Source organism: Streptomyces sp. NPDC043726, from assembly GCF_056436565.1.
This window is the reverse complement of the sequence record NZ_JBWKCI010000002.1, coordinates 774,898-790,640: the sequence shown is the minus strand read 5'-3', so window position 1 is coordinate 790,640 and position 15,743 is coordinate 774,898. Positions and strand designations below refer to the sequence as shown.

Genomic DNA, 15,743 nt, shown 5'->3' with positions numbered 1-15,743 from the left:
GCGCGCTGAAGGCGACTTCGAGAGCCTGCGACCCGGCGTTCTGCGTGCAGTTCTGCATGTTCCGGACGGACTGGTGCTGCTTTCCTCGAGGCACGGCCGCTCTGGCCGACCTGCCGACACAGCCGAGCATCCTGCGAAAGGGGCGCCTTCCTCATGCCTCCCCCCATCTCCCGTAGAACCATCCTGGCCGGGGCCGCGGCGGGCGCCGTCGCCGTGACCGCCGCTGGTGGCGGCCCGGCGGCGGCCAACGACCGCTCTCCGGGGCCCAAGCCGACGATCGTGCTGGTGCACGGCGCCTTCGCCGACGCCGGCGGCTGGTCCCGGGTGATCACTCACCTGGCCCGCGACGGGCACTCCGTCATCGCCCCACCCAACCCGCTGCGCGGCGTGCACGCCGACTCCGCCTACCTCGCCTCCTTCCTCGACACCCTGCCCGGTCCACTCGTCCTCGTCGGACACTCCTACGGCGGCATGCTGATCACCAACGCCGCCCACGGCAACGAACGGGTGCGGGCGCTGGTCTACGTCGCTGCCTTCGCCCCCGACGCGGGTGAGACCGTACCCGACCTCCAGACGAAGTTCCCCGGCACCCAACTCACCGAGGCCGCACTGGACTTCCGCCTCCACCCGCAGGGCGTCGACGGCTATGTGAAGCGTTCCGCTTTCCGCGAGGTGTTCGCCGGTGACCTGTCCCGGGCGGAGGCCGACGTGCTGTGGGCGACCCAACGGCCCGGAGACACCGCGACGCTCTCCGAGAAGTCCGGCCCGCCCGCCTGGGCGACAGTGCCGTCGTACTACCTGGTCGCCCGTGACGACCACCTCATCCCGGCCGCCGCACAGCGCTTCATGGCCGAACGGGCCGGCGCGCACACCGTGGAGGTCAGGGCCTCACACGTCGCGATGATTTCCCAGCCGCGGGCCACCGCCGCTCTCATCGGAAAGGCAGCACGATGACACACGTCACCACCGCCGACGGCACCCGGATCTTCTACAAGGACTGGGGCACCGGCCGCCCCGTCGTGCTCAGTCACGGCTGGCCGCTGAACTCCGACAGCTGGGAGGCGCAGCAGCTCTTCCTCGCCGAGCACGGCTACCGCGCCATCGCCCACGACCGCCGCGGCCACGGCCGGTCCACGCAAACCTGGCACGGCAACGACATGGACACCTACGCCGACGACCTCGCCGCTCTCCTGGAGCACCTGGACCTCCAGGAGGTGACCCTGGTCGGCTTCTCCACCGGTGGCGGGGAAATCACCCGGTACATCGGCCGACACGGCACCGCCCGCGTCGCCCAGGCCGTACTGGTGGCCGCGGTGCCGCCCCTGATGGTGCGCCGGGACGACAACCCGGGCGGAGTGCCGGTGGAGGTCTTCGACGGCCTGCGTTCCGGCTCCCTCGCCGACCGCTCCCAGCTCTACCAGGACCTCGCCGACGGCCCGTTCTTCAACCACCCCACCATGCCCGTCTCCCAGGGCGTCCGCGACGCCTTCTGGCTCCAGTCGATGGCCGCCGGCCACCGCAACGCCTACGAGTCCATCGCCGCCTTCTCCGCCACCGACTTCCGCGCCGACCTGGCCCGCTTCGACGTGCCCACCCTGGTGATCCACGGCGACGCCGACCAGGTCGTACCGTTCCAGGTCGGCGGCGAGGCGTCGGCGGCACTGGTGAAGGACGCCGAACTGCTCGTCTACCCGGACGCGCCCCACGGCCTTACCGACACGCACAAGCAGACGCTCGCCGAAGACCTGCTCGCCTTCCTGGAGAGGCACGGCAAATGAGCACGATCGTTCTGATCCACGGTCTGTGGGTCACGCCGCGCAGCTGGGAGCACTGGATCCCGTACTACGAGGCACAAGGGCACACGGTGATCGCACCGGCTTACCCCGGCTTCGAAGTCGAGGTGGAGGCGCTGCGCGCCGACCCCTCCCCCATCGCGTCACTGACCGTGCCCGAGACCGTCGCCCACCTGGAGAAGGTGATCACCGAGCTGCCGGAGAAGCCGATCCTCATCGGCCACTCCTTCGGCGGGGTCCTCACCCAGCTCCTGCTCGACCGGGGCCACGGCGCAGCGGGAGTGGTGATCGACTCCGCGCCCCCACAGGGCATCCGGGTCAACCCACCCTCCCAACTCCGCTCCCTCTTCCCCATCTTCAACAACCCGGCCAAGCGGCACCGAGCAGCGGGCTTCACCCCCGAGCAGTTCCACTACGCCTTCACCAACACCCTGCCCGAGGCCGAAGCACGAGCGGCCTACGACCGGTACGCCATCGCGGCACCGGGCAGCTGGGTGTGGACGTACGGGCTGATCGCCAACCTCACCCCCGGCAGAAGGGAGACCTGGGTCGACTTCCACAACCCCGACCGAGCCCCGCTGCTCTTCATCGCCGGCGGCCGGGACCACATCATGCCGCCCGCGGTGAACAAGTCCAACCACCGCCACTACAAGGCCCCAGGGACCGTCACCGACTACCACGAGTTCCCCGACCGCTCCCACTGGACATGCGCCGAGCCGGGCTGGGAAGAAGTCGCCGACCACGCCCTCGACTGGGCCCTGCGACACGCGACGGTCTGAACGAGACCGCCCACTGCGTCAGACGGGCCCCAGACCGGAACGTACGACGGCGGAGCAGTCGGCCATTGCGGGACCGACACTGACATGCCTCGCCGGCCGCCACGCTACTGACGGTGCCGAGCGTCAAGGGCGGACGCCACGGGTGTAGGCCCGGGCGGCGGCTGCCCTTCCGGACAGCCGCCGCCCGGCTGGATCACCCCGCGTCGGCGGGATGATCCAGCCCGCGCCCGTTCGCTGTTCGAGTTAACGGAACCTGCCGGCACCCCCCAGGCGCACAGCGGCTGCCCTGCGGAGGAGAATCCGTCGCTGTTGCCGGCGGGGTTGCACCACTCGTGCGCCAGGCACTCATGAGGGGCGTGCGCCGAGATGCGTTGTGTCGTTCAGGGCAGTCAGCAGCCATCGCTCGTTGCCGTAGCGGTCGCGGCGGTGCTCGAATCGGGTGAGGCCTGTGGTTCGTGGCGAAGCCGATGGCTGGGCTTGCCTCGGCGGGGGATCCGAAGGAGCACGTGGCAGGCTGCGTGGATGGTTCGCCGTGCGCCGCCAGCAGGAGGTTTTGCAGCGTGGGTCATGGCGGCTGCTCAGTCGTCTTCGAAGACGAGGTCCCAAGGGTTGCGGGTCATCTTCACGGTGGTGCCGGTGACCTCGACGACCTCGTCGAGACCGGTGGTGAACTGACCGGTGGGCAGGATCAGGAACCGGTCCGCTTCCCGGTCCAGGTAGGCCGGGAAGCCCGAGAGGTCAGGAGCACCGCCGAGGTTGAAGTAGTCCGCGAGGCGGCGGAAGAGTTTGGGGAGGATGACCTCTTCGGTGGTGATCGAGCTCATGCCTGTCACCGTCGCGCCGTTCAGGGTCGCGTCCTTGCCCCACACGCCCTTGGGTGGAGTGGCGGTCCGCGCCTTCTCGACCGTGGCGGTGATCGCGTTGCGCAGGTCGAAGAAGAGGCTGCGGTAGTAGAGCGGATAGACGAGCCCTTCGGCGATCAGGTGGTGATTGAGGGTGGTCTCCAGCAGGTCCGTGTCCATGAACACCTGCGTGCCACTGGCAGCCGGGGGCTCGCCTCGTCCCGCGAAGGCGATGGCGCGACGGCTGATGTCCACGCCACGCGTCAGGATGAAGCCGGGCACGCTCACCGGGGTCGAGGCCGTCACCTTTTCCACCGCAACCGGGTCGCGCGTGACGCTGGTGAAGCCAACCCACTTGAGCACCTCGTCGCGGGCGGCGTGGCCGAGGGCGAGGGGCTGGCTGACGGTGGGGCCCGTCCTGGAGTAGTGGGTCTCCAGGGCGTCGATGGCCTCAAGGCGCAGCTTGCCTCGGCCAGCGGCGTTGCGCCTGACCTTGCGGGGTCCCCCGATGAGGTCCCACTCGTCAGGGTCATCGGGCCGGAAGTGGATGTTGTCCCCGTCCGGCTCAGTCTCCAGAATCTCGTACGACCCCTTGATCAGCAGCATGGGCACGACTGCACAGCTCCTCCCGCACTACGGCGCATTCACGAAGGGCCAGTTACTCAACGTCACCATAGGCGATGATTAGTTGCTCTGTGTGACGAGAATGCGTGGCGGCGGTGCGGTGACGGGACCGAACGGTGGATCGGCACCAGCGGTGGTCCGGCTGCACAACGATGGCTAGCGGCGATTCCCATAGCTCGATTCGGTGAAAGTGCAACACCCGTCGTGCCCGCTCGCGTCACCCGCACCGGCGCTGAACGGCCCGAGGGCATCGTCCTTCGCCTCATGCCACACCGACACCCCAGAGAACCCGCTGCGCCAGTGGAACGTCCCCCGTCATGAGCAAGGAAGCCCCAGCCGTGCCCACACCAGTACCCGTGGCTAGCACCATGGCGACCACGACGAGCAGCGGCACCGCCTGGAAGGGAGTGCCGGGTCCCCGCGGGAGGCGTTGGACGAGCACTCATCAACTGATCAATTCGGTCCCTCAGTTAAAGCCGTACCCATCCTTGTGCGGCTGTGCTGGTGGGTGGCGGGCAGCAAATCACCCGGTGGGGAGTCATGAGCCACCCGGTGCGATCATGGGCGGATGCGAGCGCTCGATGAACTGGTCAACGTGGATGAGCCGGCATGGCCGATACTGCAGGAGGCGTTCACCAGCGCTGCGGTGGAACTGGAGATGCTGCCGGGCATCGAGGGGGGTGACGGGGCATCCATCCTTCAGCTGCAGGTGAGTGCCGGGTCGGCGCTCGGCGCGATGGTCCTGCACTGTGGTGGCCTGGCCGTGGATGGAGGCTGGCTGCGGATCTTCGGGGGTAGGTCGCCGGGTCGGCCGACCAACGTGCCGAGTCTTGCCGCGGTGAACCGTTTTCCCGTCGCTGTTGACCTGACATGGCGCCCGACGGATGGCCTCGTGGTCGCCCAGGACGTGCTCGGAGGCGTCTTCGCACTCAACGGCCACGATCCGGCCACCGCCGGGCGGCCGGGGGTGCCCGGGCAGATGACGTACTTTGCTCCGGATTCCCTGGAGTGGGAAGCCATGGACATGGGATACGGCACCTGGTTGACCTGGGCTCTGTCCGACCGTCTGGCCCAGTTCTATGAAGGGCTGCGATGGCCCGGCTGGCAGGAGGAGACCGTCGGCCTCACGGCTGCTCAGGGAATCACGGTCTATCCATTCCTCTGGTCACAACAGGCGCAAGAGGATCTGGCAGCGACCACCCGAGCACCGGCTCCGATGGCTGAGCTCCTCACGATGAGCCGGGACTTCTGCCAGCAGATGGGACTGCCAACGCCTGGATTTCTGGGGGCGGTCTGACGAACGCGCGAACCGCAACGCACTGCCGCCCAAGCTCTCTCCTGCGATGAACCGGGCGAATCCGGTCTGCCGCGCTCGGAAGCGTGTCAGCTGCGTCGGTTGCCCAGCTGATGTCGACGTCGATGCCCGCCGTGTCGTACAGCGGCTGTCGGGAAGCCGCGATGCCCACGGCGACGATGAGTCAGGGAATCCGGCCGCGACCCTGGACCTGATCCACCCACAGCCCGCCTGTGGGTGGAGACCGAACTGCGCGCCACCCTCACCTCAGCCGAGGCCCGTCAGCGAAGTCGGCGCGCGCGCAGCACCACGTCGTCCGTGTGGTGCGCGCCAGCCCCGCCCTCGGGTGCCACGCGCGGCCGCTGCTCATTCACCTCTGTCACCCAGTCGTCGTCGAGCAACTCGGCAACCATCGAGGGCCAGACGTAGTCCGCCGGATCGAAGCCGCTGTCGTGCGCCTGCTGCGTGTCCATCCCCGCGTGATGCACCAGCAGCAGGACGCCGCCCGGCGCGACGGCGGCGAGCAGCGCCCGCTCGGCCGCGGCGTCGGGGGTTCGCAGCAGGGCCGGGTACTGCGCGGAGACAAGGTCGAAGGAAGCCGGCGGGAGCGCGGCTTCGGTGAGCGTGGCATGGACCCACCGAATGGCGACACCAGCGTCCCGCGCGTGCCCGGCCGCCCGCTCCAGCGCCACGCCGGAGACCTCCAGCGCGGTCACGTCCCAGCCGCCCCGCGCGAGCCAGACCGCGTCCGCGCCCTCACCGCAGCCGACGTCGAGGACCCGCCCAGGCGTGAGGCCGGCGACCTCGGCGACGAGTGCGCCGTTGGGCCGGCCGCTCCACAGCTGTTGGCGCTCTGTGTACCGGCTGTCCCATTCCGCGCGCACCAAAGGATCGCCGACGTATCCGTCGGCAGGCAAAGGGGTGTCTGACACAGGCGTTGCCGTTTCAAGGTTCTCGGTCACGGACCCACCGTCGCCGACCGGGGCTCCGCTCTGCCAATGATGTTGCCGATCCGGCAAACAGCTGCCGGGTTTCACGGTGCCACCGGCACCGCTGCAGCTCCAGGCCCAGCGGGGGCTGTTCTGGTGGGGAGTCGTATCCGCTCGAAACCAAGTGTGCCTCATCTGGCGTCTGAGTGAGGCAGGACCTTCTCGGCACAGGCCATCGGCAAGGCAGGCGGCCTTCGGCAGCGTGCTCCATCTCGGGGGGATCATGATCAGCGAGGGAGGCGACGAGCGCGGCAAGCCTGGGCGGAATCGCGCCGAATGGCTCTGGCGCGTCGGCGCGGTGATCTTCCTGGCCGCCGTCCTCGTCTTCCTCGTCTCCCTCGACGATGACGAGGGGCCGGTGTGCGGTACAGGCCAGGACCAGGGAATCTGCTAGATCACTGTACGGGAGCGTGTCTCAAGGGCCTCGGGAGGAGTGGGCCGCGTGCGGAACGGCGGGGGACCATGGCCGCGGCTCCCAAAGTTTCGGGTCTTGACCGAACAGCACTCAGGGCGGGGGCTCTTGGGCGTCAGCAGCCCGGCGAGCCGGAGCACGGACCGGTCGGCGGCAAGATCGGCACGGTCGGCGGCGTGGTCGGGCGTACGGGAGTCGGTGGAGCCCACGAGTACCTCACAGCGCCGGTCGGAAGCTGACGGACGGTCTCCTTGCCGACCGGTGCGGGTGCGGCCGAACCTGCACCCCACCGAGCGAACCCCGGGACCCCGCGCCAGAAGACCCCGCCGCGTTCGCCGCACGGTTCCGGCCATTCACGCGCCGGCGTCTTGCGACCCACTCAGAATGCAGGCGACAGAGTGAATTTCAGCCGGGGCGACTCCCATGGATGCAGGCCTACAAAAAACCCTCAACGGACACTTTCATGTCCTCCTTGAGCGAATACGCCCGGACGCACTGCCGCAGCGCAGGCGACTCACCCGGGTCGACGCGCACGACCCACGCAACACGTCAGCAGAAGATCGGCTCCGACGCGAAACCCTGATCGCGACACTGCCAAATTTCGCCACATAAATGAGAGACGCTCAAGGCCGCCTGGAGAACTGGGGACAATTCGGCATCACACCAGCCCCCCGGTAGCGGTCCCGCCGGTAGCCGTCACTGGGCGCCCAAGGGAGCCAACGAGACCTCCACCAGGGATTCCTCTCACCCCTCGTCCACCGCCGCGGCAGCGAATAGACACTCAAACGGGCATATCGAACAAAACCGGCATTCACGAAATCCGTAGCCATCCGCCACGCACGCCCGCCCCTTGCAAACAGATGGGCGTCGACGTGGCCGCATCTCGCCACTAAAGTATGAGTCAGCAATTGACGTGAAGTCTCCGGTCGGGGTCGGCGCAATCCCGCGGCGGAGCAATCCCCTTTACGCACGCCTTCAAGTGCTCACCGTCGCGAATAATCGGCAATCCTCCCGCAGTATTTACACCCCTTCTCTCTCCGGGCCAGGACGTCAGCTCGATCAGCCATCGCCCGCGGACCGGGAGTTCACACAACGGAGCGATAAGTAAGATGCGGTTCCTATTATTAGGACTGCTCAGCATCAGCGATGGCGACGAGGCCGTCGTGCTACAGCCGTCCAAACCGACAAGTCTGCTCGCAGCCCTGCTCATCCACTCGAGCTCGGTCGTCTCTACCGACTACCTGCTGCGCGCGGTCTGGGACACGGAGCCGCCCGCGACAGCCCGCGCGGCCCTGCAGAGCTGCGTACTTCGTCTCCGCAGGATCTTCGCGAAATACGGCATCGCCAACGACACGATCGAGGCCGTACCCGGCGGCTATCGCATGCGGATGGACCGCGAAACCCTGGACCTCCTCCGCTTCCGCGACCTGGTCGCCTCCGCCGGCGCCGCTCGGGACACGGACACGGAGCGCCGCATCCTCCAGGAAGCGCTCGCCCTGTGGCACGGGCCCGTGCTGGCGAACGTCTCCTCGCACCTGCTCCATCGCGACGAGGCGCCCCGGCTCACCGAAGAGCGGCTGAGCGTGCTCGAGCGCCTGTGCGACCTGGAGCTGGCCCGGGGACGATGCCGTGAGGTCCTGGCCGAGGTGCGGGACGCGGCCCGGCGCCACCCTGAACGCGAACGCTTCTCCGAGCAACTCGTCGAGGCCCTCTACCGAACGGGCCGCCAAACCGAGGCACTCGCGGAGATCAGGGCCGTCAAGGAACGCCTCAAGGAAGAGTTCGGGATCGACCCGGGCGCACCGCTCCAGCGACTGGAACTGTCCATCTTGCGCGGCGAGGACCTCGGCGCTTCACCGGACCGGCGTCCGCGGCCCGCTCTCACCGGACGGGCTCCGTCGACCGGGCCGTCAGCGGAGCCCGGAGCACTCGCACGGACCGTCCTCCCGGCACTCCCCCGCGCTGCTCTCCCGTCCACCGCGCCCGCGGCGCCCGAACCGTCGGCCCTCCAGGCGCCCGAACCGGCCCACGAAGCGTCGGCCCTCTCGGCACCCGATCCAGCGCCCCAACCGTCCGCCCTCCCGGCGCCCACACTGGCGCCCCTCGCCTCCACGGAGACCGGCAGCCCACCGCTCCCGGAACTCGCCACGGCCCCGTCCGCGCCGCCGCCGACGATCCCGCCGGTCCCCTGCTTCACCGGTCGCGCCAGGCAACTCGCCGCCCTACACCGCGCGTTGACCTCCAAGGGCCCGGAACCGGGCCCGGTGGTGATCTCCGGGGCCCCGGGCATCGGCAAGACCGCCCTCGCCATGCAAGCGGCTCATCTCGCCCAGGACGCCTTCCCCGGCGGCTGCTTCACCCTCGCCTTGACAGCCTCGGACGGCGAGCCCGTCAGCGCCGACGAGGCCCGCGACCAACTGCCGCCCTCCGGCCCGGCCGGACGCCGACTCCTCATCCTCGACGACGCGGCCGACGCGGAGCAGGTCCGGGCCCTGCTCCCCTCCGCCGCCGAAGGAGTCGTCGTGATCACCAGCAGACGGCGCCTGGCCAGTCTGATCGCCACGCACGGCGGTCTCGTCCTGCGCCTGGACACGTTCGACGACGAGGAGGCCTACCACCTGCTCGTCGCCACCCTCGGCACGGACCGGGTCGCCGCCGAACCCGGCGCGGCACGCCAACTGGCCGACGTGTGCGGGCACTTCCCGCTCGGTCTGCGGATCGCCGCCGCACGGCTGCTGACCCGGCCCAAACTCGGCATCGGTGACTGCGTGGAGTGGTTGGCCGCCGATCCGCCGGCGCGTCTCTCACTGGCCGACGCACCGCTCATGTCCGTGGGCCGGGTCTTCGACGGCGCCCTGCGGCGGCTGAGCCCGGAGCTGAGCGAGGCGTTCCTGCTCCTGGCCAGCGAGCAGCAACGCGGCACGGTCAGCGCCGGCCCACGCCGCTTTCCGGAGGAGTTACTGGAACAACTGGCGGACGCCGGGCTGCTCGAAGAGGGCCCGCCCAAGCCGTACCGCATCCACGCCCTGCTCAGCGTCTACGCGCGCCGGCGGGTCGCCGCCCGGTCTCGGCAGGTCACCGCCCTGCCGAGACCGGGCGTGCGCCCCGCGTCGTCGGCCGGCTGACCGCGGCCGCCCCGCGGCCCCCACCCCCACAGTCCCCATCGTCTCCCCGGAACCCCTCCCCCACAGCCCCCATCGTCTCCCCGGAAGGTGTCCCGCATGCAGTCCGCACGGTACGAGGCCGTCGCGGCGTCGCGCCCGCGCATCCGGCGCGACGTCCTGTTCACCGAGACTCCCGACGGGGTCCTCTTCCACAACGCCGACGGCGGCTTCCGGCTGACGGCCCGATCGGCGTATCGCTTCGCCACCCTGCTCGTCCCGCACCTCAACGGCGAGCACACGGTCGCCGAGATCTGCGAGGGCTTCGGTGAACGGCAGCGCGCCATGGTCGGCGAACTCGTCGGCACGCTCTACGAGCGGGGGTTCGCCCGTGACGTACCCTCGCGGCCCGCGGACGATGTCGCCGAGGCGCCGGAACCCTCGGCCGCCGCGGCCCGCCGCTATGCGCCCCAGATCGCCTACGCCGACCACTACGCCGACGACGCCGCACGGCGCTTCCAGCGGTTCCGTGACACCCACGTGGCCGTGATCGGCACCGATCTCGTGGCGCGCTGGTGCGCGTTGAGCCTGATCCGCAACGGCGGCGGCGCCCTCGGCGTCCTGCCCGGACTCGACCGCGTGGAGATCGACGAGGAGGCGGCGGCCGCCGCTGCCGACGGCTGTCCTGTCGACATCGGCGAATTGGCTGAGGACGCACCGCTGACCTGGGCCGCGCTCGACGGATACGACGTCGTCGTGGTCACCGGCGCCTCTGGAGGCTCGCGCGTGGTGCTCGACCTGCTGCGTTCCGGGGTGCCGACGGGCCGCACGCTCCTGCCGGCCTGGTCGTTCGGACGGCTCGCGGTCGTCGGCCCGTCGGTGTCCGCGCAGACGGCCGGATGCTGGGCGTGCGCGGTGCTGCGGCTGGGCGCGAACGACGGGTCCGCTGCCGCCGCCGATCTGTGGAGTTCCCTCGTCGTGCCGGGCTGCTCCGCGCCGCCGCCCGGCGAGCGGCCGGGGCGTCCGCAGTCGGCGATGCTCGGCAATCTGCTCGGCTACGAGGTGTTCCGGATGGCGACCGGAGCGCTGCCCGCCGAGACGGCCGGGCAGGTGATCATCCAGGACACGGAGTCACTGGACGTGGTCGCCGAACCGCTGCTGCCCCACCCGCGCTGCCCATGGTGCGCCGAGAGCACCACGGCGGAACCACCCGAGGTGGACCTCGCCACCGCGGACACCGCCTTGGAACTGCCCACCGTCGACACGGCCCGTGCCGCGGACGCCCTCGTCGAGGAGCTCAACCGCCGCTCGCTCCTGCTGCGCCCGCACAGTGGCGTGTTCACGCGCTTCGACGACGAGGACATCACCCAGACGCCCCTGAAGCTCAGCGTCGTCGAACTCGGGCTCGGTCATGGACGGCCGCGCCGCATCGCCGCCGCCGATGTCCACCACGTGGCCGGGGCCCGGCTGCGCGCGCTTCACCGGGCCGCCGAGTGCTATGCGGAACATGTCGTGCCCACCAGGCCTGCCGTCGCGCCGGAGCGGGGTGTCCGCCTGGCACCGGCCGACCTCGCCGTCTTCACCGGTACCGGTGGTGAGAGCACGGCCGGCGGCTGGGTCGCCGCGACGTCCCTGCTCACCAAGGAACGCTTCCTGGTGCCGACGGCAGCGGTGCGGCCCTTCGGCACCGACAACCACGCGCGGCTGTTCGAGGCGACGAGCGCCGGCCTGCGGGCGGGGGCGAGCGTGGCCGACGCCGCCGCCGACGGCACGCTGTCCGCCCTCGCCCTCGACGCGCTGCCACGGACGGTCCGCGGTGCCACGGCGCGCGGCGTCGACGTACCCGACGACGTCGATCCCGAACTCACCTTCCTGCTGCGCTCCGCCTCCACCCTCGGTGTCGACGTGGAACTCCTCGACCTCGGTGAGCGGGAGTACTCCGGGGTGGCCGTGGCGCTGGCCCGGTCCGGTCCCCGCTGGGCGCTGGGGGCCGACCTGGCCTTCACGGCCGCGCTCTCCCACGCCCTGCGCGACCTTCTCGCGCAAGTCCAGTCGGAGCAGCAGTCCCTGGACGAGGACACCGCCTTCGCCAGTCCCCTGCTCAGTGACCTCGATCCCCGGTCCCTGCCGGTGAACGGCACCGTGACGGCCGGGCGGACGCCCCCGGCGCAGTGGGCGGACGTACTGCTCCGGCTCGGCGAGCAGGGCCGTGACGCCCTGCTCGTCCCCGCGGGTTCGGCGGACCTGGAACGCGCGGGCATCCACGTGGTGCGCGTCCTGCTCACCGCGGAGGCCGGGCATGCCGCCTAGCCTCACCACCGGCACACCCGCGGCACAGGCGGCAACCGGGTCGGCGGACACCGCCGACCCGAGCGCGGTCCGCCTCATGGCGGGACTGCTCCGCGCGGCTCTGGACCGGCAGGGACACACCGGCATCCAGGCGCCGGTGCGCGGCCTGGGCTTCGCCGACGCCTTTACCGACACTTTCGCCGACGCTCCTTCCGACGCCCCCACCAGTGCAGCGCGCCCAGTACCGGTGCACCTGTACGCCGGGCAGGCGATCGTCGGTCCGGTCACCCATGACACCTCGCCCTGCCCGCACTGTCTGGCCAGGCGCTGGCAGGCGGTGCGCTCCGTGGCCCTGCGGGACGCACTCGAACTGGGCGGCTCGACGCTGGAGGCCGGACCATGGCCGTACGCCGTCGCGTTCGCCGCGGACGCCCTGGCCGCCTTGGTCGTACGGGTGGCCGCGCACCGCGTGCGGGAGCCGTTCCCGGACGTCGCCGTGCTGGATCTGCGGTCCCTGACGGTGCGTCACTACCCGTTGGTTCCCGACCCGCAGTGCCCGGTGTGTGCCTCGCCGGTGCCCGACTCGGCCACGGGTGCCGCCCTCACGCTGGCCTCGGCACCGAAGCACGAACCGGGCTCCTTCCGGGTGCGGGGCATCGACGCGTACGACATCGACGTCGCCGCCTTCGCGAACCCGGTGTGCGGAGCGCTCGGTCCCTCGGTCGTCCTCGACGTGTCGTCCACGTCGACGTCGGCGGCGATCGGCTGCTTCTCCATGCGGTCCGGTGACTACCTGCGGGAGACGTTCTGGGGCGGGCACGCGGCCTCGTTCGGCACCAGCGCCCGCATCGGCGTGCTGGAGGGCCTGGAGCGGTACGCGGGCATGCGCTCCCGCGCGAAGCTCACGACGGTGTACGGCACGCTGGAGGAGTTCGGGGCGGACGCCGTCGACCCGCGGCACGTCGGGCTCTACTCTCCCGCCTTCCATGAGGCCAACCCCCGTGTCGTGCCGTTCGCACCGGACCGGGTGATCCCCTGGGTGTGGGGCCACTCCCTGCGGGACGGCACGCCGAAGCTGGTACCCGAGATCCTCACCTACTACCACGCCCCCGGTCTGGAGAACCGGTTCGTGCAGGAGAGCTCCAACGGCTGCGCCTCGGGCGGCTGCGCCGAGGAGGCCGTCTACTTCGGCCTGATGGAAGTCGTCGAGCGGGACGCCTTCCTCCTCACCTGGTACGGACGGCAGTCCCTGCCGGAGATCGACCCGGCGACCAGTGCCCGCCCCGCCACCCGCCACATGGTCGACCGGCTGGCGATGTACGGCTACCGGGCACGGTTCTTCGACACCCGCATCACGTTTCCGATCCCCGTCGTCACCGCGGTCGCCGAGCGGCTCGACGGCGGGACGGGCCGGATGTGCTTCGGCGCGGGCGCCGGACTCGACCCCGAGTCCGCCCTGGACGCGGCGCTCTGCGAGATCGCCACCGACGCCGTCAACCTCGCGGGCAGGACCGAACGCGACGAAGCCCGACTACGGGCCATGGCGGCGGACTTCTCCAAGGTCACGGCCCTGCACGACCACCCGCTGATGTACGGAGTCCCGGAGATGGGCGTCCACGCCGACTTCCTGCTGCGCGCGTCGCCCGCGGCCCCGCCGCTCGCCGTGGCGGACCTGGCGTGGCCCGACGCCTCCGGCGACCCCGTCTCCGGCGACCTGCGCGAGGACCTGGAGCGCTGCGTCGAGGCCGTGACCGCCTCCGGCTTCGACGTGGTGGTCGTCGACCAGACCCTGCCCGAACAGAGACGCCTGGGACTGCACACCTTCAGCGTGCTGGTGCCCGGACTGCTGCCGATCGACTTCGGCTGGTCGCGTCAGCGTGCCCTGGGCATGCCCCGGCTGCGGACGGCGCTGCGCGAGGCGGGCCTGCGGGAGGGGGATCTGACGGCGGCCGACCTCAACGCGGCCCCGCATCCCTTCCCCTGACCGCCCCCACCCCATCGCACCCCATGCCACAGCAGAGGAGGTCCCGTGGCCTACGCCCATGAGTACGCGACGGCCATCATGCACCGCGGCCGCATCCCGATGGAGCCGGCCGACTTCGTGCCCGACTGGGCGGACCGGCCGCGCAAGACCAAGCACTACCCGGGTGCCGAGACCTTCCCGCTGCCCGACGCGCCCTACCCGGCCGATGCCACGCTCGCGGCCGGTTGCCTGGACAAGGTCGAACCGGCCGAGGACCAGCGGTTCTCGCTGGCCCTGCTGTCCGGGATGCTGCTGGACTCCTACGGGCTGACCGGCCGCCGGCTCGGCGTGCAGGCCAACACCGACCTCGCGGCTCTCCCCCACTACACCCACGCCAACTGGTCCCGGGGCACCGCCTCCGGCGGGGGCCTGTACCCGGTGAGCGTGTACTGGATCGCCGGGCCGTCCGCACCGCTCACCCCCGGCGTCCACCACTACTCCCCGCCCCATCACGCGATGCGCCGGCTCCTGGCCGGCGACATCAGCGGGGAGGTGAGCGCGGCCCTGGGGCGTCACGGCGAGACGACCGACCAGTACCTGGTGCTGGGTGTCAAGTACTGGCAGAACGCGTTCAAGTACAACAGCTTCTCCTTCCACGCCGTGACCATGGACGTCGGGGCGCTGCTGCAGACCTGGCGCATGTGGGCGCGGGCCCGCGGCCTGTCACTGGCGCCCGCTTTCTGGTTCGACGAGGCGCGCCTTGGCCGCCTGCTGGGTGTCGGGGAGGAGGAAGGGCTCTTCGCCGTCGTCCCCCTGCGCTGGGCGGCACCGCCGAGCGGCAATCGCCGTACCACCGACACTCCGTGCGGTGCGGCCGTGGTCCGCAAGGACTCCGAACGGTCGCGCAGGGTGCTGGAGTTCGACACGCTGCGGCGCATCCACCGGGCGACGGCCGAGCACGCCGCCGACCGGCCCGCTCCGGGCGCGCTCGACGCCTGCGCGCCCGGCGCGCCCGCCAGTACCGGGGACCCGCTCGCCCTGCCTCCCGCGGCGTTCCCGGCTGTGAGTGTGCGGGCCGCGCTGCGCGCGCGCCGCAGCAGCTTCGGCCGGTTCGACGCGAGCGTGCCGACGGCCGCCGAGGACCTCGCCACCACGCTCGCGGCCTGCGCGGCGACCCGCCTCGGCAGCGACGCGGAACCCGCGGACGGCCCGCGGCTGAGCCGGTTGTACGCCTTCGTCAACCACGTCGAGGGCATCGAGCCGGGCGCCTACGCCTACGAGCCCGAGAGCCACGCCCTGCATCCGGTGGTGCCCGGCCCGCGCGGCACCTTCCTCCAGGACAACTACTTCCTGTCCAACTACAACCTCGAACAGGCCGGGGCCGTCCTGGTGCCGACCCTGCGCACCACCGCGGTCCTGGACGCCGTCGGCGACCGGGGCTACCGGCTCGTCAACGCCACCGTCGGGGCCATCGCCCAGACCTTCTACACCGCCGCGTCCGCCCTGGGACTCGGCGCCGGTGTCGCCCTCGGCTTCGACAACATCTCCTACATCGAGGAGCTGGGCCTGGACGGCACCGGTGAGGCACCCCTGCTGATCATGCTGCTCGGCCACGAGCGCCCGCAGCCCGCCGACTTCCGCTCCGAGCTCGTCTGAC

At 70.8% G+C, this 15,743-nt stretch carries 11 protein-coding genes; 9 read left to right on the top strand and 2 right to left on the bottom strand.

Annotated elements, in window-relative coordinates; all coding sequences use genetic code 11:
- Positions 1-153: 153 nt before the first annotated feature.
- The 3 genes from AC068Z_RS08210 to AC068Z_RS08200 are packed head-to-tail and all read left to right on the top strand — an operon-like array spanning position 154 to position 2,572.
- Positions 154-954, top strand: a complete 801-nt coding sequence (locus tag AC068Z_RS08210) for an alpha/beta fold hydrolase (protein WP_478553480.1) — start codon at positions 154-156, stop codon at positions 952-954.
- Positions 951-1,778, top strand: a complete 828-nt coding sequence (locus tag AC068Z_RS08205) for an alpha/beta fold hydrolase (RefSeq protein ID WP_478553479.1) — start codon at positions 951-953, stop codon at positions 1,776-1,778. The genes AC068Z_RS08210 and AC068Z_RS08205 overlap by 4 nt, the downstream gene beginning before the upstream one ends.
- Positions 1,775-2,572 carry an alpha/beta hydrolase gene (locus AC068Z_RS08200; RefSeq protein ID WP_478553477.1) on the top strand — a complete coding sequence of 266 codons (798 nt, stop codon included), beginning with the start codon at positions 1,775-1,777 and terminating at the stop codon, positions 2,570-2,572. The genes AC068Z_RS08205 and AC068Z_RS08200 overlap by 4 nt, the downstream gene beginning before the upstream one ends.
- 578 nt (positions 2,573-3,150) lie before the next feature.
- Here the strand turns inward: AC068Z_RS08200 and AC068Z_RS08195 are convergent.
- Entirely contained in the window at positions 3,151-4,020 is an 870-nt protein-coding gene (locus AC068Z_RS08195) for a nuclease (RefSeq protein ID WP_478553775.1), read from the bottom strand.
- A 586-nt stretch (positions 4,021-4,606) separates the two neighbouring features.
- Between AC068Z_RS08195 and AC068Z_RS08190 the strand changes: the two genes are divergently transcribed.
- Positions 4,607-5,335: a DUF2625 family protein gene (locus tag AC068Z_RS08190; RefSeq protein ID WP_478553475.1), complete on the top strand. Its 729-nt coding sequence runs from the start codon at positions 4,607-4,609 to the stop codon at positions 5,333-5,335.
- A gap of 278 nt (positions 5,336-5,613) precedes the next feature.
- Here AC068Z_RS08190 and AC068Z_RS08185 read toward each other — a convergent pair whose 3' ends face one another.
- The gene (locus AC068Z_RS08185; RefSeq protein ID WP_478553473.1) at positions 5,614-6,294 is read right to left on the bottom strand and encodes a class I SAM-dependent methyltransferase; all 681 of its coding nucleotides are present in this window, start codon (positions 6,292-6,294) and stop codon (positions 5,614-5,616) included.
- A 250-nt stretch (positions 6,295-6,544) separates the two neighbouring features.
- Between AC068Z_RS08185 and AC068Z_RS08180 the strand changes: the two genes are divergently transcribed.
- The 5 genes from AC068Z_RS08180 (at position 6,545) to AC068Z_RS08160 (ending at position 15,742) form a co-directional block, all read left to right on the top strand.
- The gene (locus AC068Z_RS08180) at positions 6,545-6,715 is read left to right on the top strand and encodes a hypothetical protein (RefSeq protein ID WP_478553471.1); all 171 of its coding nucleotides are present in this window, start codon (positions 6,545-6,547) and stop codon (positions 6,713-6,715) included.
- Positions 6,716-7,842: 1,127 nt separating this feature from the next.
- Positions 7,843-9,858 carry an AfsR/SARP family transcriptional regulator gene (locus tag AC068Z_RS08175; RefSeq protein ID WP_478553469.1) on the top strand — a complete coding sequence of 672 codons (2,016 nt, stop codon included), beginning with the start codon at positions 7,843-7,845 and terminating at the stop codon, positions 9,856-9,858.
- Positions 9,859-9,954: 96 nt separating this feature from the next.
- Positions 9,955-12,144: a TOMM precursor leader peptide-binding protein gene (locus tag AC068Z_RS08170; RefSeq protein ID WP_478553468.1), complete on the top strand. Its 2,190-nt coding sequence runs from the start codon at positions 9,955-9,957 to the stop codon at positions 12,142-12,144.
- A complete protein-coding gene (locus AC068Z_RS08165) occupies positions 12,134-14,107 on the top strand; it encodes a TOMM precursor leader peptide-binding protein (RefSeq protein WP_478553466.1) in 1,974 nt (657 codons plus the stop codon). Before AC068Z_RS08170 ends, AC068Z_RS08165 begins: the two co-directional genes overlap by 11 nt.
- A 45-nt stretch (positions 14,108-14,152) precedes the next feature.
- Positions 14,153-15,742, top strand: coding sequence for a nitroreductase family protein (locus AC068Z_RS08160; RefSeq protein ID WP_478553464.1), 1,590 nt, complete (start codon positions 14,153-14,155; stop codon positions 15,740-15,742).
- Position 15,743 lies beyond the last annotated feature (1 nt).

Excerpts from the sequence above, each read along its gene's own strand:
- AC068Z_RS08210 (WP_478553480.1), top strand. The coding sequence starts at position 154 with ATGCCTCCCCCCATCTCCCGTAGAACCATCCTGGCCGGGGCCGCGGCG.
- AC068Z_RS08165 (WP_478553466.1), top strand. The coding sequence starts at position 12,134 with ATGCCGCCTAGCCTCACCACCGGCACACCCGCGGCACAGGCGGCAACC.
- AC068Z_RS08200 (WP_478553477.1), top strand. The coding sequence starts at position 1,775 with ATGAGCACGATCGTTCTGATCCACGGTCTGTGGGTCACGCCGCGCAGC.
- AC068Z_RS08180 (WP_478553471.1), top strand. The coding sequence starts at position 6,545 with ATGATCAGCGAGGGAGGCGACGAGCGCGGCAAGCCTGGGCGGAATCGC.
- AC068Z_RS08175 (WP_478553469.1), top strand. The coding sequence starts at position 7,843 with ATGCGGTTCCTATTATTAGGACTGCTCAGCATCAGCGATGGCGACGAG.
- AC068Z_RS08195 (WP_478553775.1), bottom strand. The coding sequence starts at position 4,020 with ATGCTGCTGATCAAGGGGTCGTACGAGATTCTGGAGACTGAGCCGGAC.
- AC068Z_RS08170 (WP_478553468.1), top strand. The coding sequence starts at position 9,955 with ATGCAGTCCGCACGGTACGAGGCCGTCGCGGCGTCGCGCCCGCGCATC.
- AC068Z_RS08190 (WP_478553475.1), top strand. The coding sequence starts at position 4,607 with ATGCGAGCGCTCGATGAACTGGTCAACGTGGATGAGCCGGCATGGCCG.
- AC068Z_RS08205 (WP_478553479.1), top strand. The coding sequence starts at position 951 with ATGACACACGTCACCACCGCCGACGGCACCCGGATCTTCTACAAGGAC.